The organism is Vibrio mediterranei, from assembly GCF_900088415.1.
Taxonomy (GTDB): domain Bacteria; phylum Pseudomonadota; class Gammaproteobacteria; order Enterobacterales; family Vibrionaceae; genus Vibrio; species Vibrio mediterranei.
This window is the reverse complement of sequence record NZ_FLLQ01000002.1, coordinates 575,228-594,870: the sequence shown is the minus strand read 5'-3', so window position 1 is coordinate 594,870 and position 19,643 is coordinate 575,228. Positions and strand designations below refer to the sequence as shown.

Below are 19,643 nucleotides of genomic sequence, written 5' to 3'. Positions count from 1 at the left end.
CGTAAATGGATCAGTTGGCAACGGGCGAATCACAACAAGATGAGCAATCAAGCTCACACTTAGATTCCTTGGAATCGCAAGTAGAACGATATCAGCAGGTTATAGAAGCGATGCCTGCAGGTGTCATTTTGTTGGATACACAAGGTGTGGTCAGGGAAGCGAACCCAGAAGCGCACCGTATTCTCGATATTCCCCTTGTTGGCCAAAAATGGTTTCATCTGATTCAAGTGGTCTTTGACCCCAAAGAAGATGATGGTCATGAGGTCTCTTTGCGCAATGGTCGCAAGGTTCGATTGGCTATTTCCGCTTCCTCAACTGGACAGTTGATTCTCATTACTGACCTCACTGAAACGCGCTTGCTGCAATCAAGAGTCAGCGATTTACAGCGCTTATCATCTTTGGGAAGAATGGTTGCTTCACTCGCTCATCAAGTTCGCACGCCGTTATCCAGTGCTATGTTGTATGCCTCTAACCTTGGTGCGCCTAACCTTCCACAACCTACTCGTGAACGCTTTCAAATCAAATTGGTCGACAGACTTCATGATCTTGAGAAGCAGGTCAATGACATGCTGTTGTTTGCAAAGGGGGGCGACAATAAGGTCATAAAGCCATTTACCTTAAAACAGCTGGTGGATGAGTATCAGCCGATGGTCGAGACCACACTAAAAAGCAACAACATCGATTATTGCTTAGAAGTAGAGCAAGATGAAGTAGCGCTGCTGGGTAATGTTAATGCGGTTGCCTCTGCCTTGAGTAACCTTGTACTTAATGCCGTGCAAATTGCTGGTAAAGGGTCGCAATTGGATGTGTTTTTCCGTCCAGTTAATAACGAATTAAAAATCTCTGTCCAAGATAGCGGGCCAGGCGTGCCTGCTGAACTGCAACAGAAAATAATGGAACCGTTTTTCACTACTCGCTCACAAGGCACGGGCCTTGGTCTTGCGGTAGTGCAAATGGTTTGCCGTGCTCATGAAGGACGGCTTGAATTGATATCAGAAGAGGATGATGGCGCATGTTTTACCATGTGTTTGCCATTGGCAACGTCATCTCAAGAAGTAACAAATGAAGGAATAAGCTGATGGCTCAAAGCAAAGTACTTATCGTAGAGGATGATGAAGGTCTTCGCGAAGCTCTCGTCGATACATTGGCCCTTGCAGGTTACGAGTGGGTAGAAGCCGATTGCGCTGAAGATGCCCTAGTGAAACTCAAAACTCAGCCGGTAGATATTGTTGTTTCCGATGTGCAGATGGCGGGGATGGGCGGTTTAGCACTCCTGCGAAACATTAAGCAGCATTGGCCCAATTTGCCTGTGTTGTTAATGACAGCTTATGCCAACATTGAAGATGCCGTCGCGGCCATGAAGGAAGGTGCGATTGATTACATGGCGAAACCTTTTGCGCCGGAAGTGTTGTTGAATATGGTCAGTCGTTATGCGCCAGTGAAGTCAGATGACAATGGTGATGCGATTGTTGCGGATGCTAAGAGTATTCAACTGCTTACTTTGGCTGAAAAAGTTGCCAAGACTGACGCCAGTGTCATGGTGCTGGGGCCGAGTGGCTCAGGTAAAGAGGTCATGTCACGCTATATCCATAACAAATCGCTACGTGCGGACGGTCCTTTTGTCGCAATCAACTGTGCGGCGATTCCAGACAACATGTTAGAAGCAACCCTATTTGGCTATGAGAAAGGGGCGTTTACCGGCGCTATTCAAGCTTGTCCGGGGAAGTTTGAACAAGCCCAAGGTGGCACCATTTTGCTTGATGAGATCAGTGAAATGGACTTAAACCTTCAAGCTAAATTACTTCGTGTACTACAAGAGCGTGAGGTAGAGCGGTTAGGTAGTCGTAAAAGCATTGCGTTAGACGTTCGAGTATTGGCGACCAGTAACCGTGATCTTAAACAATATGTTCAGGAAGGTAACTTCCGTGAAGACCTATATTATCGCTTAAATGTGTTCCCAATTGCGTGGCCTGCTCTTTGTGATCGTCCTGGAGATATTGCGCCTTTAGCCCGTCATCTAACCGAGCGCCACTGTAAGAAATTGGGAATGCCAGTGCCAGAATTTGGTCAACCAGCGTTAGCAAAACTCATGAGTTACCCATGGCCGGGTAACGTTCGTGAGCTAGATAATGTGGTGCAACGCGCTTTGATCTTATGTGACGAGTCGACCATTTGTGCTGAGCACATTCTATTAGAAGGTGTGGACTGGCAAGATGCATCGAGCTTACAACAAGTGGTGTCGAGCCCTGAGCAAGTTGCACCGGAGATCGCTCCTGTTGCTCAGGTTTCAAGTGACGTGATGGGTCGCAGCGCAGCATCGAGCGAAGGCTTGGGCGGTGAACTTCGTGACCAAGAGTTTTCAATTATTTTGGAGACGCTCAAAGAGTGCGAAGGTCGCCGCAAAGAAATGGCGGAGAAACTTGGTATTAGCCCACGAACCTTGCGCTATAAGTTAGCGAAGATGCGCGATGCTGGTATTGAGATCCCGAGCTAAGATGTGTCCTAAAGTGTTGGTTTAGAGCTAACACTTTAGGTTTAAACCATGGCATAATTTTTGCAATTTTCAGGAAAGAATCAAGATATTGTAAGGACACTGTCAAAAGATTGACGGCGATTGATAAAGCATGAAAGTAGACGGATTACACAATGAAATGCAGACCATGATGTTGGAAGCGGCCAACTCTAAGCCTGCAGCAAACGCCCATCAGGTTGGTGCTAACTTTGGCGACATGCTTTCTCAAGCGGTGAACAACGTGAATGGTCTTCAAAAATCATCTGGTGATCTGCAAATGCGTTTTGACCGAGGGGACGCTGATGTCTCTCTTTCTGATGTCATGATCGCTCGAAACAAGTCTAGCGTCGCCTTTGAAGCAACCATTCAAGTGAGAAATAAGCTTGTAGAAGCCTATAAAGAACTCATGAATATGCCCGTTTAATCTAGGTAGTAAAAAGTAGTGGCTCAAGAAAACCAATCGACAGACGTAGCGTTAATGGATAGTGGCTCAGATACCGCAATGGTGACGAGCTCAGAGATCGCCGCAGAAAGTCAAAATCCAGACATCAACGAGAAAAGCAGCTCTAAGTTTGACTTAGCCGTAGGCGATCTCGATCTTCTCAGACAAATCGTCCTAGTTCTGTCTATCTCTATTTGTGTGGCGCTCATCGTGATGTTGTTCTTCTGGGTTAAAGAGCCAGAGATGCGCCCGTTAGGCGTATATGAGACCGAAGAGCTTATTCCAGTTCTTGATTATCTTGACCAAAAGAAAGTGCAATACAAGTTAGAAGGTAATGCGCTGAGTGTTCCTGCGAGTGAATACAATAACCTCAAACTTGATATGGTGCGTGCAGGAATAAACCGCGCATCAAATACCGGTGACGATATCCTGATGCAGGATATGGGATTTGGTGTTTCTCAGCGTCTTGAACAAGAACGTCTTAAGCTAAGCCGCGAAAGGCAACTAGGCAAAGCTATCGAGCAGATGAAGCAAGTGCGCACCGCTCGCGTGCTACTGGCGCTGCCAAAACAAAGTGTTTTTGTTCGCCATAATCAAGAGGCATCCGCTTCAGTCTTTCTCACCCTAGCCACAGGCGCTGTATTAAGGCAGCAAGAAGTTGACTCTGTTGTGGATATGGTAGCGAGCGCCGTACCGGGCATGAAGCCATCACGTATTACCGTTACTGATCAGCATGGTCGCCTATTGAGTTCAGGCTCTCAAGATGCAGCTTCTATGGCGCGTCGAAAAGAGCAAGAGTTAGAGCGAAATCAAGAGCAAGCGCTACGTGAAAAAATCGATTCGGTATTGATTCCAATTCTTGGCTTAGGTAACTACACCGCTCAAGTTGATATTGAACTCGACTTTAGCGCCGTCGAGCAAACGCGTAAGCGCTTTGACCCTAATACGCCAGCAACTCGAAGTGAATACACCTTAGAAGACTACAACAACGGCAATGTTGTGGCTGGTGTGCCGGGTGCACTTAGTAACCAGCCACCCGCTGATGCCTCTATTCCTACTGATGTCGCGCAAATGAAAGATGGCTCGATCATGGGGCAAGGTTCAGTTCATAAAGAAGCGACGCGTAACTTCGAACTCGATACCACGATTAGTCACGAGCGCAAACAAAGCGGTGTAGTAAATCGCCAGACCGTAGCGGTTGCAATCAAAAACCGTTCAAGCGTGAACCCAGATACTGGTGAGGTCACTTACCAGCCGCGTTCAGAGAGTGAATTGGCGGCAATTCGACAAGTACTTATCGGTGCTGTTGGTTTTAATGAAAACCGTGGTGATTTACTCAATGTTTTGAGTATGACGTTTGAAGAGCCTGCCGCCGATCTATTACCGGATGTACCAATCTGGGAGCACCCTAATTTCAATGATTGGATTCGCTGGTTTGCGAGTGCCTTGGTGATCATCGTCGTGGTCTTTGTTCTAATTCGACCAGCAATGAAGAAGCTGCTTAACCCAGCCGCTCAGGAAGAAGACGACCAGCTTTATGGCCCGGATGGTCTGCCGCTTGGCGCCGATGGCGAAACCAGCTTGATTGGTACCGATATTGACGGCAGTGAGTTGTTCGAATTTAGTACCGGTATTGACCTACCAAACCTACACAAAGACGAAGATGTGCTCAAAGCAGTAAGAGCTCTGGTGGCGAATGAGCCGGAACTCGCGGCACAAGTTGTTAAAAATTGGATGGCTGAAAACTAATGGCAAACGAGATCGTGGCAGCAAATGGCGGCCAACTTGCAGAAACCAGTGTCGACATTTCGAGCATTGGCGGAGATGAAAAAGCGGCTATTTTGCTACTCAGTTTGAATGAATCCGATGCGGCCAGCATCATTCGTCATCTTGAACCTAAACAAGTTCAGCGTGTGGGTAGTGCGATGGCGAAAGCCAGCGATCTGAGCCAAGACAAAGTGGGGGCGGTTCACCGCGCCTTCTTAGAAGATATCCAGAAGTACACCAATATTGGTATGGGTAGCGAAGACTTCATGCGCAATACCTTGGTAGCCGCATTAGGTGAAGATAAAGCCAACAACCTTGTGGACCAAATCCTTCTGGGAACTGGCTCCAAAGGTTTGGATTCACTGAAATGGATGGATCCGCGTCAAGTTGCCAGCATCATTGTTAACGAACACCCACAAATTCAAACTATCGTACTTTCTTACTTGGAAGCTGATCAATCAGCAGAAATCCTTTCTCAGTTCCCTGAGAGAGTTCGTCTTGATTTGATGATGCGTATTGCGAACTTGGAAGAAGTTCAGCCGTCTGCTTTAGCAGAACTGAACGAAATTATGGAGAAGCAGTTCGCAGGCCAAGCAGGCGCTCAAGCCGCGAAAATTGGCGGCCTGAAGGCGGCTGCGGAGATCATGAACTACCTCGACAACAACGTCGAAGGGATTCTTATGGATCAAATTCGCGACCAAGACGAAGATATGGCGACTCAGATTCAAGATCTTATGTTTGTATTCGAGAACCTTATCGAAGTGGACGACCAAGGTATCCAAAAGCTGCTTAGAGATGTACCGCAAGACGTGTTGCAACGTGCTCTTAAAGGTGCCGATGATGCGCTTAAAGAGAAGATCTTCGATAACATGTCGAAACGTGCTGCTGACATGATGCGTGAAGATATTGAGGCGATGCCACCTGTGCGTGTTGCTGATGTAGAAACGGCACAGAAAGAAATTCTCACGATTGCTAGACGAATGGCGGACAACGGTGAGCTGATGCTTTCTGGTGGCGCAGATGAGTTCCTATAAAAACTCATAACATATTCATTTGGAAAACTTTCTTAAGAATAAAAGGGAAGGCTTGATGTCTGGAGATAGAAAACGTGGCTTTTTGCGTCCGTCAGAAGACAATACCATAGAGTCAGCTCATTCTTGGGGGTTACCAGATTACACCTCACAAACTAATCAACATGCCAAAGAGACCGCGCTTAACTACGATCCTAGTTGGGCTCCTCTAGAAGAAGCACCAGCTGAAGAAGAGCCTTTGATGCTCACTGAAGAGCAGATTGAGCAGATCAAACAGGGTGCTTATCAAGAAGGCTTGTTCCAAGGCCAAGAAGCCGGTTTTAAACAAGGCTACGACAAAGGCAAGGAAGAGGGAACTCAAGCAGGACATGCCGAGGGACTTGAGTTAGGCAAAGCAGAAGGCGTTGCCGCTGGTGAAGAGTACATTAAGCAGCAGGTTGAAGTCTTCATAAACATGGCGAACCAATTTGCTCAACCGTTAGAGCTAATGAACAACCAAGTTGAAAAGCAATTGGTCGACATGGTGCTCGCGTTGGCCAAGGAAGTGGTGCATGTTGAGGTACAAACCAATCCGCAAGTCATTCTCGATACCGTCAAGCAATCGGTCGACGCGTTACCGATTGTTGGTCATGCAATTACGTTAAAACTCCATCCGGCTGATGTTGATATTATCCGTGCCGCTTATGGTGATGAAGAGCTTGATATTCGCAATTGGACGCTTGTTATTGAACCGTCTCTCAATCGTGGTGATGTATTTATCGAAGCGGGTGAATCGAGCGTGAGTTACAAACTCGAAGAGCGTGTGAAAAGCGTATTACAAAGTTTTTGTGGAACCAATCGCCATCAGGGAGGCGAGTGATGCAAGTACTTGCCGAGCGACTGGCCAATTACAAAGTTGAAGGGCATAAGTCTCGCGCGATTGCTTCTGGCAAACTGGTTCGTGTTGTTGGATTAACACTCGAAGCCATCGGTTGCAAAGCACCCATTGGTAGTGTCTGTAAAGTGGAAACCATGCACGGCGAAATGGACGCCGAAGTGGTAGGTTTCTCCGGTGAACACTTGTATCTAATGCCAAGTGAACAGATTACCGGAGTTCTTCCTGGCGCTCGGGTAACGCCAATGACGTCTGATGCTGGACTTCCAGTAGGAATGGAACTACTCGGTCGAGTGATTGATGGCGTGGGAAACCCGCTTGATGGACTGGGTGAGATCTATACTGACCAACGCGCGTCGTTCAATGCTGAACCTATCAACCCGCTAGCGCGTAAACCCATCTCTGAACCACTTGATGTTGGCCTTAAAGCCATTAATGGCTTATTGACCGTTGGCAAAGGCCAGCGTATTGGTCTTTTTGCAGGTTCAGGTGTTGGTAAGTCGGTCACGCTAGGTATGATGACTCGCGGTACGACGGCACAAGTGGTTGTGGTGGGACTGATTGGTGAACGTGGCCGAGAAGTTAAAGAATTTATCGAAGAGATTCTAGGGACATCGGGTCGTGAGCGTTCGGTGGTCGTTGCAGCACCAGCTGATGCGTCACCACTTATGCGCCTGAAGGGCTGTCAAACTGCTTTAACCATTGCCGAGTATTTCCGTGATCAAGGGCTCGATGTCTTACTTCTGATGGATTCATTAACTCGTTTTGCACAGGCGCAGCGTGAGATAGCGCTTTCAGTAGGTGAGCCACCGGCAACCAAAGGTTATCCGCCGTCGGTCTTTGCCAAGCTCCCTGCTTTAGTTGAGCGAGCGGGCAACGGTGATGTGAATCAGGGCTCTATTACTGCATTCTTCACTGTGCTTACCGAAGGGGATGACTTGCAAGATCCTATCGCTGATGCGGCGAGGGCGATTTTGGATGGTCATATCGTTCTGTCTCGTGAAATGGCAGATGCTGGTCACTATCCTGCCATTGATGTAGAAAAATCGGTGAGTCGTGTTATGCCACAAATCACCGATGATCAGCATGTACTAATGTCTAAAGCTGTTAGGCAGGTGCTATCGGTTTGTCGCAAAAATCAAGATCTGGTTTCCATAGGTGCTTACAAACCGGGAACCGACCCTGCTATTGATAGTGCCTTTACGCTTAAACCTAAGCTTGACCAGTATTTGCAACAAAGTATGCGTGAAACGGTACCATACGATATGTGTTTGGGTATGCTCAAACAACTGTTGCAGGTAAATTGATTCGGTTATGGATAATGCTCTCGATTTTCTTCTAGAACAAGCCAAAGACAGCGAGCAACAAGCGGTCTTAGCCCTCAACAAAGCACGATCAGAGCTCGAAGACTATTACAACCAAGTAAGACAAATTGAGCAGTATCGCCTTGATTACTGTAATCAACTTGTAGAGCGTGGCAAAGGAGGACTAACGGCGAGTGAGTATGGTCACCTCAATCGGTTTTTGACACAGCTAGATGAGACCTTAACCAAGCAAAAATCCGCAGAAAGTCACTTCAAACAACAGGTCGAAGATTGCCAAGATTACTGGCACAACACTCGTAAACAACGTCGGTCTTATGAGTGGCTTATCGATAAAAAAGCCAAAGAGAAACAACTGCAAGAACAAAAGCTTGAGCAAAAGCAGATGGATGAGTTTTCTAACCTGCTTTTCGCTCGTCGTCGCTCTGCTCGTTAACCCTATCCTTAAGTTAAATTTACTCTTCGGTACAAATTTTGCATCGTTAGATGACATAACTGTAAGCGGCGGCATTTTGCCACCTGGCGTATTTAACTCTTCTTTACGGGCCTTAATGGAATGAGTCTGGCAATTACTAACAACAGTATTTCAGCGACACCAAATGCTAAGTCTAGTGACAAAACCACCTTGGTCGATTCCGTCGATAACGCGGAAGAGCAGGGCTTTTTTGACAAGCTTAAAAGCGCAATTTATTCAGAAAATACTGAGGAAAACCAGAAGGTTGAAGGTAAAAAATCAGGCGAGAAGATGACGTCGAGTTCGACGGACGCTTTATTGGAAGATAGCGCTGAAGTGAGTGATGAGGTAGGAAAGGCCGCTGAGACCACGAAGTCTTCACAAGCCACTTCAACGGCGGTAAACAGTCAGGCGAATGTTGAAGATACAGAGGGCACTGAAGAGAAGAGCGTCAAAAAAATGGCGGCAACGAGTGGCGTAATAGCTGTGAGCGATGAGACGTTACGCCCCGATTCTCAAGGCAGTAGTGTCGAAGCCAAAAAAACAGTAAGCGACAGTGCTGAATTGCTCAATCGTTTAGATGAATCAAATAGTGCGTTAAAACCCAAATCAACATCAGTTGAGTCTCAAGATGAAGCCAAATTAGCAGGAACCGCGGTGTTAGGTGCTGTGACTGTAAACGCTCAAAGCCCTCAAAAGATGAGTCAAGTCGATGGACACGCAGCATCAATGAGTGGCGACGGCTCGTCAATAGACAAACAAAGCAAAAATACCGTCGCTGCTGATGGAGCTGTCAATGATGCTACAGAAGAAGTCGCAGCTGTGGCTAGTGGCATGGTACTTTCAGCGTCTCAGGGCAACCCTTCACAAAATGGGACTGCACATCAAAACTCTACACAAGGTAGCGCTTCGCTTTCTGGCAATAGCCTTGAAGGCTCAAATAAATCTATGGCGGTTGCTGCAGGAACGACAACACATTTAGCGTCCGGCCAAGAGGCGAAAGCAGCGACGGTTGATGGAGACACAAAAGCCGGCACACAAAACCAAATTGCCTGGTCTCAGCCTGATGTAGAGCAAGGCAGCAAATTAGACGCCAAGGCTCTAGCTGCGACGGCTTTTACTGCAGATAAGCTTCATTCGAGTACAAGTCAAAGTGCTGCTATGGCGACGCCAGCAGCCCAAGCTACAGCGGTGCCAGTACATACTGCAACTCAAGCCGGTTCAGAGGTTGCGATGACCGCGAGTGTATTAGCCGCTAATGCTGCCGCAACCAGTCACAACGCCAATAATCCATCGTTAACCGCGAGTAATGTAAGTTTGGCTGGTGTGCAAAAACAAAAAGGCGCCGCCAACCTTGGACAAGCAAATGACGCTCCTGCCGGTATAACGCATGCCGCAGCAGGTGTGACTGCTAATCAACTGCGAGCTGAGCAATCACAAGCACCAACAAACGTACAGTCGCCCCTCGTGCTCACTAAAGAGAATGCGAGTGACCAAGTTGCAGAGCGCGTTCAAATGATGATGGCGAAAAACTTGAAGCATGTAGATATTCGTCTGGATCCGCCGGACTTAGGTCGAATGCAAATTCGTATGAGTTTAAACAATGACTCTGCAACCGTGCATTTTACGGTCCAAAACCAACAAACACGCGACATGGTGGATCAAGCGATGCCAAGGCTTCGTGAAATGCTGTCTCAACAAGGGATTCAACTGGCAGATTCATCGGTTCAGCAACAGAACCAAGGTCAGCAACAGCGTCATGCTTCTCATGAATCAAGTGGTTCTGGCTCTCAATCTAGAGGTGAGTCGAACCATGGTTTCGATGATAGTGAAGAAAGCGTGAGTTTGAACGTGAATGTTGCCAATAAAAAAGATGGTATTAGTTACTACGCCTAAGGCGAGTAATCTCATGGAAAATAGAAGAACAAAATGGCAGAAGATACTTTAGAACAACCCAAGAACAACAAAAAACTGTTGATCATTATTGTCGCGGTGCTGGTGCTGGTGCTATTGCTGGCCGCTGGTGGTGTTGCTTATTGGTTGCTTGGCTCTGAAGAGACGCCAGCAAGTACACCCACGGCACAAAGTGGTGGTGCTGCGGTGCCAGTTGACCCAATATCGTATGTGAACATCGCCCAGCCTTTTATTTTTAACGTCGCTGGTAAGCAGCGTGATCGTATGGTTCAGATTAAAGTACAGCTTATGGTACGCGGCCTAGATAACGAAGAAGTAGCGCGTTACCACTCCCCTTTAATTGAAAGTACATTGTTGTCGACGTTTGCGTCGGCGACGGTTGAGCAACTACGCAGCACTAATGGCCGCGTTGAATTACGTGACCAAGCTACCGCGGATGTTCAAGCCAGTTTGTCTCAGGTTGTCGGTAAGCCTGTAGTCGAAAGAGTGTTATTTACCGATTTTGTAATCCAGTAGGTATTGTGTGACCGATTTATTAAGCCAAGACGAAATTGATGCGCTTCTCCACGGAGTAGACGATGTCGATGAAGTTGAAGATGAGTTAGATCAAGACCCCAATGATGTGGTGCATTTTGACTTCTCGTCGCAAGACCGCATTGTTCGTGGTCGAATGCCTACGCTCGAGCTTATCAATGAACGTTTTGCGCGCCATATGCGAATCAGCTTATTCAATATGTTGCGAAAAACCGCTGAAGTGTCGATTAACGGCGTTCAGATGATGAAGTTTGGTGAATACCAAAACACCTTATACGTGCCAACAAGCTTGAATATGGTGCGTTTTAGACCGCTAAAAGGGACGGCTCTTATTACGATGGAGGCTCGTTTAGTCTTTATCTTAGTGGAGAATTTCTTCGGTGGTGACGGCCGTTTCCACGCCAAGATTGAGGGTCGAGAGTTTACCCCTACAGAGCGCCGTATCATTCAGTTGTTAATGAAAACTGTTTTCGAAGACTACAAGGAAGCGTGGTCGCCAGTTATGGGCGTTGAGTTTGAATATTTGGACTCAGAAGTGAACCCAAGCATGGCAAACATTGTCAGCCCAACTGAAGTTATTGTGGTCAGCTCGTTCCATATTGAAGTGGATGGCGGTGGTGGCGATTTCCATGTGGTGATGCCGTATTCTATGGTGGAGCCTATTCGCGAATTACTCGATGCAGGTGTCCAGTCGGACAAGATGGAAACCGATGTCCGGTGGAGTAGCGCCTTGCGTGAAGAGATTATGGATGTTCCAGTGAACTTCCGCGTGAATCTGTTAGAGAAAGACGTATCACTTCGCGACCTTATGGAGTTGCAAGCCGGAGATATCATTCCTATCGATATGCCGGAAAATGCCACCATGTTTGTCGAGGAATTACCGACGTTCAGAGTGAAGATGGGACGCACTGGCGAAAAAGTTGCCGTACAGATTTCCGAAAAAATAAGGCGCCCAGATGTAGTGAAAACCGACTTAGCTTTCCTTGGTAAGGATATTATGGCTGAGTTGGAGCATGTGGAAGACGCAGACGAAGAATAACCAGAGTAGATATAAATAATGACGATTAGTGATGACCAAAAACTTGCAGACGAATGGGCAGCCGCTTTAGGTGAAGATCCAATGGCGCCAGAAATTGATGTGGATGAGGTACTCGCCGCCCCACTGGATGAACTGCAAGACTCACCAGCGCCGATTTCAGAGGATGAGCGTCGTAAACTGGATACGATTATGGATATTCCAGTGACCATCTCTATGGAAGTTGGCCGTTCACAAATTAGTATCCGTAACCTGCTTCAGCTAAACCAAGGTTCGGTAGTGGAATTAGACCGCATTGCTGGCGAATCACTCGATGTCATGGTCAATGGCACCTTGATTGCCCATGGTGAAGTGGTTGTGGTGAACGACAAGTTTGGTATTCGTTTGACGGATGTCATCAGTCAAACTGAGCGAATTAAGAAGTTGCGTTAATATGGCGATAAAGCTTTTTTCTAAAGTTCTGCTAGTGGCTGTTTCAGTGGGAGGGGTATCGACGGCGGTCGCCTCTCAAGAAAGTGCTCCACTAAGCGCTTCAGGCTCTCCATTTGACCTAGCTACTACGCTAGGTTCTTTAGTGTTAGTTATTCTGATAATTCTTGGTTTGGCATGGGTGCTAAAACGCATGAAGGTGCCATCACTGGTCAACCAGCAAGGGCTTAAGATTGTTAGGCAGATTCCAGTCGGAACAAAAGAACGTATTGCTATCGTACAGGCGGGTGAAGAGCAGTTTTTGGTGGGTATTACCTCGCAGTCGATTCAGCTCATTTCAAAGTTGGAGACGCCACTAGAAGAAGCCGATTTAGCTCAGCCTGCGTTTGCTGCGCAGCTATCGAAATTGATGAAGAAACCGAATTCCCATGACTAACTTAACTCGACTGATTTTCATCTGTTTGACGTTGCTTCTTGCGCCACTGTCATGGGCAGAAGAGGCGGTAGCGACACCAGTACCGAATAATGCTGCGTTAGATACGGGTGTAACTGTCACCGCTATGCAGAATGACCGAGGGGCAGCGGGCAGCGCCACCTCAAGCTCGTTTGGTACTGGGCCTGGTATTCCGGCGTTCACCATGAAAACCAACCCTGATGGCAGCGAAGACTACTCAGTAAACTTGCAGATTTTGGCACTGATGACCATGTTGGGCTTTTTGCCTGCCATGGTTATTTTGATGACTTCATTTACCCGTATCGTGGTTGTGATGTCGATACTACGACAAGCGATGGGTCTGCAACAAACTCCATCTAATCAGGTGATTATTGGTATCGCGATCTTCTTGACGTTTTTCATCATGTCACCGGTATTGAATCAGGTGAATGACCAAGCAATTCAACCCTATTTGAATGAACAAATCACGGCAAAAGAAGCGTTTGATCAAGCACAAGGTCCGATGAAATCCTTCATGCTGAAGCAGACGCGAGTAAAAGATTTGGAAACGTTTGTTGAAATGTCCGGTTCGACGGCACAAAACCCAGAAGATGTGTCAATGGCGGTATTGATTCCGGCATTCATTACTTCAGAGTTGAAAACAGCATTTCAGATCGGCTTTATGTTGTTCTTACCATTTTTAATTATCGACTTGGTAGTAGCGTCGATACTAATGGCGATGGGTATGATGATGTTGTCGCCAATGATCGTATCGCTGCCATTCAAATTGATGTTGTTCGTGTTGGTGGATGGATGGAACTTAATACTATCCACGTTGGCCGGCAGTTTTGCCTTGTAGCTGGAGATAATCGATGACTCCAGAGGTATTTGTTGAACTGTTTAGAGACGCATTATGGATGGTGCTGATCCTCGTCTGTGCCATTGTAGTGCCAAGCCTTCTCGTCGGTTTGGTGGTGGCAATTTTCCAAGCTGCCACATCTATCAACGAACAGACGCTGAGTTTTCTACCAAGATTGATAGTCACCATATTGGCGTTGATTGGCTTTGCTCACTGGGGCACTCAGATGATGATGGAGTTTTTCTATGAAATTATAGAGAGACTGCCACAGGTACTCTGGTAATAACGTTATGGAGTACCCTACAAGCGCTGTACTCGAATGGATCAGTAATTACTTTTGGCCTTACGTCCGTATTTCTGCCATGTTGATGGTGATGTCGGTGACTGGGGCCAACTTTGTGTCACCTAGAATTCGATTGTTTTTGGGGTTAGCGCTGACACTTGCTGTCATGCCTTCTATCCCTGCCGTCCCGCAAACTATCGAGTTGTTTTCTTTCCAAGGCTTTCTTACGGTCGCAGAACAGATACTGATTGGTACTGCGATGGGGATGACGACCGTCTTCATGATTCAGACGTTTGTTATGCTAGGTCAGATCCTCGGTATGCAATCGAGTCTGGGTTTTGCTTCTATGGTCGACCCAGCGAATGGTCAAAATACTCCTTTGCTTGGTCAGCTATTTATGTTCCTAGCCACGATGTTTTTTCTGGCAACGGATGGCCATTTGAAGATGATTCAACTGGTGGTGATGAGCTTTAAGACTCTGCCTATCGGGTCTGGACATCTCTCTAGTGCCGATTTTCGTGAGATGGCTGGATGGTTAAGTATCATGTTCCAAACCGCGTTGAGTATGGCCTTAGCCGGGATTATCGCTCTATTAACGGTGAATTTGTCGTTTGGTGTGATGACTCGTGCGGCACCGCAGTTGAATATTTTCTCTCTTGGTTTTGCCTTTGCATTGCTGATTGGTTTGATGATCTGTTGGTACATCATGGCTGGCCTGTACAGTCACTACCAATTGTATTGGCTCGAAGTGGAAGGTCAGGTATGTCGCTTGATCGACCTGAACTGTTAAGCGAGTAGGAGGCTGACGATGGCAGAATCAGATGGCCAAGAACGCACCGAAGACGCCACCCCCCAGCGGCTTAAACAAGCTCGCGAAAAGGGGCAGGTGGCACGTTCTAAAGAGTTAGCGTCGGTCTCAGTACTGATTGTTGGGGCGCTTTCGCTGATGATGTTTGGTGAAGGGCTCGCGCGCGCTTTGTTTGGTTCAATGGCTCGGCTGTTTAACTTGAGCCGAGAAGAAATCTACGATTCGACCAAGCTGTTTGATGTGGCACTTGGCGCACTTTCCAGTCTATTGCTCCCACTTCTGCTTATCTTGTTTGTTCTATTTATTGCGGCGTTAATCGGAGCTGCTGGTGTTGGTGGTATTAGTTTCTCTGCAGAAGCGGCGATGCCAAAACTATCCAAAATGAACCCGCTTAGTGGCCTGAAACGCATGGTGGGAATGCAAAGTTGGGTCGAGCTGGTCAAATCGATTTTAAAAGTCACGTTGGTGGCAGGGATGGCATTCTATCTTGTTAACGCCTCCAGAGCAGACTTGTTCCAGCTTAGTATGGAAGTTTTTCCACAAAACATTTTTCACGCGCTCGATATTCTACTTAACTTTATCTTGTTGATTAGTGCGACACTATTGATTGTGGTCGCCATCGATATTCCATTCCAGATTTGGCAGCATGCGAATCAGCTTAAAATGACCAAGCAAGAAGTCAAAGACGAGTTTAAAGATACCGAAGGTAAACCCGAGGTGAAGGGACGGATTCGAATGCTGCAAAGAGAAGCCGCCCAGCGAAGAATGATGGCGGAAGTACCGCAGGCCGATGTTATTATTACCAACCCGGAGCACTTCTCAGTAGCGCTTCGCTATAAACAGGGAAAGGACAAAGCGCCTGTTGTGGTTGCAAAGGGTATCGACCACATGGCACTCAAGATACGAGAAGTGGCTAGAGAGCACAGCATCTATGTAATTCCTTCGCCACCGCTAGCGCGTTCTCTTTATCATACAACAGAACTGGAACAGGAGATTCCAGACGGTTTGTTTGCCGCGGTCGCTCAGATATTGGCGTATGTGTATCAGCTAAAACAATACCGTAAGAAAGGCGGACAACGGCCGACATTGCAAAACGACCAAATCAGTATTCCTAAAGATATGCGCTACTAGCCCTATTTTTGGCATTTGGTGTCAAAATAATGACGCCTTTCTTGGCTTAATTCTTGCTTTTTCTCAAGTCATTATAGGAAAAACAATACGCCGCTTAATATAGAGTGGTAGTGCAGTGATGTAGTACATGAAGTTAACTTTACCTTTTGCCGACAGGTTACCGACGATTCCACGTCGTGCATTACCTGCGATTGGTGCGCCAGTGATGGTTCTCGCAGCGCTTGCGATGATCGTACTGCCGATCCCGGCATTTCTTCTCGACCTGTTTTTTACCTTCAACATCGCATTAGCGATGGTGGTGCTATTGGTATCGGTCTATACCCGTCGTCCCCTCGACTTCGCTGCTTTTCCAACGGTGCTGCTCATCGCGACTTTACTGCGTTTGGCACTAAACGTTGCCTCTACTCGAGTGGTGTTACTGTATGGTCACGAGGGAAGTGGTGCGGCCGGTAACGTAATTGAAGCCTTTGGTAACGTCGTGATTGGCGGTAACTACGCGGTTGGTTTAGTCGTGTTTATGATTTTGATGATCATTAACTTTATGGTGGTTACCAAAGGTGCGGGGCGAATCTCTGAAGTTAGTGCGCGCTTTACTTTGGACGCCTTACCAGGTAAGCAAATGGCCATTGATGCAGACTTAAACGCTGGCCTTATTGATCAAGAGCAGGCTAGAACACGCCGATTTGAAGTAACCAAAGAAGCAGACTTCTACGGATCGATGGATGGTGCATCCAAGTTCGTTAAAGGAGACGCCATTGCTGGTATCCTGATTTTGTTCTTAAACATCATTGGCGGCTTGAGTATTGGTATGATGCAGTACTCACTCAGTTTTGGTGAAGCAATCCAAATCTATACGTTACTGACCATTGGTGATGGTTTAGTAGCACAGATTCCATCACTTTTGCTCTCTATCGCTGCTGCAATCATGGTAACCCGTCAAAATACTGACGAGGATATGGGCCAGCAGGTTGTTTTCCAACTATTTGATAATCCAAAAGCTCTAACCATTACTGCGGGGATCTTAGGCGTGATGGGTATTGTGCCTGGAATGCCTCATTTTGCTTTCCTGATGCTGGCATTGATCGCCGGTTTAGGGGCTTATTGGTTACACAGAAAACAAGCTAAGAAAGAGGAGCAGAAGAATCTGCCCGCTGAGATCAGCAGCAACGAAACATCATCAACTCCTAAAGAGCTGTCTTGGGATGATGTTCACCCAGTGGACGTTATTGGCTTGGAAGTCGGTTATCGGTTGATACCGCTTGTTGACCGAGACCAAGGTGGTGAATTACTCGAGCGTGTTAAAGGAGTTCGTAAAAAGCTGTCACAAGACTTTGGCTTCCTCATTCCTGCTGTTCATATTCGAGATAACCTAGAGCTAACACCAAATTCCTATCGAATCACGTTGATGGGTGTCGCGGTGGGTGAAGCGGAAATTCGCCCTGACCAAGAGTTAGCCATAAACCCGGGGCAAGTTTATGGCCTGATCGACGGCGAACAAACCATAGACCCTGCATTCGGACTTGAAGCGGTCTGGATTCAGGAAGCACAGCGAGAGCACGCTCAAGCACTAGGCTATACCGTTGTCGACTCATCTACCGTGTTGGCAACTCACTTAAGTCAGTTGCTGACCAACAACGCAGCGCAATTGCTTGGACACGAAGAAGTGCAAAACCTTCTTGAAATGCTGGGGCGCAGTGCGCCAAAACTGGTCGAGGATTTTGTACCAGAGCAATTACCTCTAGGAACTGTGGTGAAAGTGCTACAAAACTTGCTGCATGAAGCCATACCAATCAGAGATATTCGAACTATTGTGCAAACTTTGGCCGAGTACTCCGGCAAGAGTCAAGAACCTGACGTTCTCACAGCAGCGGTTCGCATAGCGCTAAAACGACTAATTGTTCAGGAAATCAATGGAATAGAGCCAGAGTTGCCGGTCATTACCCTTATTCCTGAGCTGGAACAAATATTGCATCAAACAATGCAAGCTTCTGGTGGCGAATCAACCGGAATTGAACCTGGATTAGCCGAACGACTGCAAGCGTCGCTGACTCAAGCGACACAAGAGCAAGAGCTAAAAGGTGAGGCAGCTGTGCTGCTGACATCAGGGGTACTACGTTCGACATTGGCTAAGTTTGTGAAAAATACCATTCCAAACTTACGCGTCTTGTCTTACCAAGAAATCCCAGATGAGAAACAAATCAGAATTGTGCAAGCCGTTGGTAATTAGCGGTTTGGATGGAAAATGGATGTAACAGTTGAAAATTAAACGATTTTTTGCCAGAGATATGCGTCAGGCACTGCTCCAAGTAAAAGAAGAACTTGGTGCTGAAGCGGTGATCATGTCCAATAAAAAAGTGGCGGGTGGGGTAGAAATCGTTGCTGCCGTCGATGGTGATAGTTCACCATCGGAACCACGTCAGATGCAAAGCAACGCATTGGCGGCACCAACACGTCCACAGAGCAGTTATGACGGTGGTCGCCAGACCAATGACCGTTATGCTGATGGTAGAAACCAGAATAGTGGACGCAGCCTCAAGGACGACGTTGTGAATCTCAATCAAAAAAGTTCAGCAAGTGCGCCGTCGGTCACCGATCGGTTTGCCAGTATGCTCAAAAATTATCGTGGTTCTGACAGCAACGCGAGTAAAAGCGCATCGACACCGCCAGACTCTCTTTCTGCTTTATTAGAAAGACAATCAGAGCGAGCAAAATCGGTCAGTGACAGTTATCAAAACAGCGATCGCTATCAGTACGCTCAAGAAAATCGCTCAGATTTTGATTCTCGCGACAATCGTTCAAGCCTACGCTCCACAGGGTGTCATCAATTCGCTGAAAATAGTACAGATGCACCGCGCAGAGGTTCCAATCCACGTGACGCGAAAATCGGTGAAGAACTCGAAGCGATGAAGGAAGATATGTCTTCCATCCGCCGCCTTCTTGAACATCAGGTGTCCGGTTTAATGTGGCAAGAAGTCGAGCGCCGAGAGCCACTTCGAGCCATGTTAATCAAACGATTAGAAAGAATGGGTCTATCTCCTGAACTTTCTGACCAACTCGCTTGTTATATTCCAGAAGATACGCCGCCTCAAAAAGCTTGGAAGGCGTTGTTGTCTTTAGTCTCAGATCAAATCGTAGTGAGTAAGCAAGATATTCTGCGCAAAGGTGGGATAGTTGCGTTGCTTGGGCCTACGGGGGTCGGTAAAACTACGACGGTGGCCAAACTAGCAGCAAGAGCCGCCATGGAATACGGCTCTGACAATGTAGCGCTAGTCACAACGGATACCTACCGAATTGGTGCTCATGAGCAATTATCTATTTATGGCAGAATTATGGGATGTCCCGTCAGAGTTGCTAAAGATTCTGAAGAACTTGCCGATGTACTATATCAATTAAGAAACAGACGTTTAGTGCTGATTGATACCGCAGGTATGGGGCAGCGAGACGTTAGGCTTTCCGAACAGCTTGATACTCTGATGCAGGAGAGTGGAGAAGTAATACATAGCTACTTGGTGCTACCGGCGACGGCGCAGCGTCAAGTGTTGCAAGAAACGTTAGACCACTTTAGACGCATCCCGTTATCAGGGTGCATTATGACTAAGTTGGATGAGTCGTTAAGCTTGGGCGAATTTATCAGTGTTGTAGTACAAAATGCACTGCCAGTCACCTATATTGCCAATGGACAACGGGTGCCAGAAGACATTGTAATTGCGCAGCCCAAATATATGGTCGCGAAAGCGAACGAACTATTAGAGAAGTCGACAGAGAATGAACCCCACTTCTGGAACAGTGATATGGAGGGGGTTTAGGTGCAAGC

The 19,643-nt window shown here is 47.0% G+C and carries 19 protein-coding genes; all 19 read left to right on the top strand.

The window, feature by feature from the left end:
* The first annotated feature begins 5 nt into the window (after window positions 1-5).
* On the top strand, window positions 6-1,079 hold the full coding sequence (locus tag VME0621_RS08805; protein WP_006069959.1) for a sensor histidine kinase: 1,074 nt from the start codon (window positions 6-8) through the stop codon (window positions 1,077-1,079).
* Entirely contained in the window at window positions 1,079-2,494 is a 1,416-nt protein-coding gene (locus VME0621_RS08800) for a sigma-54-dependent transcriptional regulator (protein ID WP_062457959.1), read from the top strand. The genes VME0621_RS08805 and VME0621_RS08800 overlap by 1 nt, the downstream gene beginning before the upstream one ends.
* 130 nt (window positions 2,495-2,624) lie before the next feature.
* Window positions 2,625-2,936, top strand: a complete 312-nt coding sequence (gene fliE / locus VME0621_RS08795; RefSeq protein ID WP_006069961.1) for a flagellar hook-basal body complex protein FliE — start codon at window positions 2,625-2,627, stop codon at window positions 2,934-2,936.
* Between the two features lie 18 nt (window positions 2,937-2,954).
* A complete protein-coding gene (gene fliF / locus VME0621_RS08790; RefSeq protein WP_062457956.1) occupies window positions 2,955-4,703 on the top strand; it encodes a flagellar basal-body MS-ring/collar protein FliF in 1,749 nt (582 codons plus the stop codon).
* Window positions 4,703-5,755 carry a flagellar motor switch protein FliG gene (gene fliG, locus VME0621_RS08785; protein WP_006069963.1) on the top strand — a complete coding sequence of 351 codons (1,053 nt, stop codon included), beginning with the start codon at window positions 4,703-4,705 and terminating at the stop codon, window positions 5,753-5,755. Before fliF ends, fliG begins: the two co-directional genes overlap by 1 nt.
* A gap of 55 nt (window positions 5,756-5,810) precedes the next feature.
* Window positions 5,811-6,611 (top strand): flagellar assembly protein FliH, encoded by an 801-nt coding sequence (fliH, locus tag VME0621_RS08780; RefSeq protein WP_062457953.1) that lies wholly within the window; start codon window positions 5,811-5,813, stop codon window positions 6,609-6,611.
* Window positions 6,611-7,933 (top strand): flagellar protein export ATPase FliI, encoded by a 1,323-nt coding sequence (gene fliI, locus VME0621_RS08775; protein ID WP_062457950.1) that lies wholly within the window; start codon window positions 6,611-6,613, stop codon window positions 7,931-7,933. The genes fliH and fliI overlap by 1 nt, the downstream gene beginning before the upstream one ends.
* Window positions 7,934-7,940: 7 nt before the next feature.
* Window positions 7,941-8,384, top strand: a complete 444-nt coding sequence (gene fliJ, locus VME0621_RS08770) for a flagellar export protein FliJ (RefSeq protein WP_031494285.1) — start codon at window positions 7,941-7,943, stop codon at window positions 8,382-8,384.
* Between the two features lie 120 nt (window positions 8,385-8,504).
* A complete protein-coding gene (locus VME0621_RS08765) occupies window positions 8,505-10,298 on the top strand; it encodes a flagellar hook-length control protein FliK (protein WP_062457947.1) in 1,794 nt (597 codons plus the stop codon).
* Window positions 10,299-10,331: 33 nt separating this feature from the next.
* Window positions 10,332-10,832, top strand: a complete 501-nt coding sequence (fliL, locus tag VME0621_RS08760) for a flagellar basal body-associated protein FliL (RefSeq protein ID WP_062457945.1) — start codon at window positions 10,332-10,334, stop codon at window positions 10,830-10,832.
* A gap of 7 nt (window positions 10,833-10,839) precedes the next feature.
* Window positions 10,840-11,889 (top strand): flagellar motor switch protein FliM, encoded by a 1,050-nt coding sequence (fliM, locus tag VME0621_RS08755; RefSeq protein ID WP_006069969.1) that lies wholly within the window; start codon window positions 10,840-10,842, stop codon window positions 11,887-11,889.
* A gap of 18 nt (window positions 11,890-11,907) precedes the next feature.
* Complete coding sequence (fliN, locus tag VME0621_RS08750; RefSeq protein WP_006069970.1) at window positions 11,908-12,318, top strand: flagellar motor switch protein FliN; 411 nt, start codon at window positions 11,908-11,910, stop codon at window positions 12,316-12,318.
* 1 nt (window position 12,319) lies between these two features.
* Window positions 12,320-12,751: a flagellar biosynthetic protein FliO gene (gene fliO, locus VME0621_RS08745; protein WP_062457942.1), complete on the top strand. Its 432-nt coding sequence runs from the start codon at window positions 12,320-12,322 to the stop codon at window positions 12,749-12,751.
* On the top strand, window positions 12,744-13,607 hold the full coding sequence (gene fliP, locus VME0621_RS08740) for a flagellar type III secretion system pore protein FliP (protein ID WP_062457939.1): 864 nt from the start codon (window positions 12,744-12,746) through the stop codon (window positions 13,605-13,607). Before fliO ends, fliP begins: the two co-directional genes overlap by 8 nt.
* Before the next feature lie 13 nt (window positions 13,608-13,620).
* Window positions 13,621-13,890, top strand: coding sequence for a flagellar biosynthesis protein FliQ (gene fliQ, locus VME0621_RS08735; protein ID WP_006069973.1), 270 nt, complete (start codon window positions 13,621-13,623; stop codon window positions 13,888-13,890).
* A gap of 7 nt (window positions 13,891-13,897) precedes the next feature.
* Entirely contained in the window at window positions 13,898-14,680 is a 783-nt protein-coding gene (gene fliR, locus VME0621_RS08730) for a flagellar biosynthetic protein FliR (protein WP_006069974.1), read from the top strand.
* Between the two features lie 18 nt (window positions 14,681-14,698).
* Entirely contained in the window at window positions 14,699-15,829 is a 1,131-nt protein-coding gene (gene flhB, locus VME0621_RS08725) for a flagellar biosynthesis protein FlhB (RefSeq protein ID WP_062457936.1), read from the top strand.
* A 127-nt stretch (window positions 15,830-15,956) separates the two neighbouring features.
* On the top strand, window positions 15,957-18,056 hold the full coding sequence (gene flhA, locus VME0621_RS08720) for a flagellar biosynthesis protein FlhA (protein WP_062457933.1): 2,100 nt from the start codon (window positions 15,957-15,959) through the stop codon (window positions 18,054-18,056).
* 28 nt (window positions 18,057-18,084) lie between these two features.
* Entirely contained in the window at window positions 18,085-19,635 is a 1,551-nt protein-coding gene (gene flhF, locus VME0621_RS08715; RefSeq protein ID WP_062457930.1) for a flagellar biosynthesis GTPase FlhF, read from the top strand.
* Window positions 19,636-19,643: the final 8 nt, after the last annotated feature.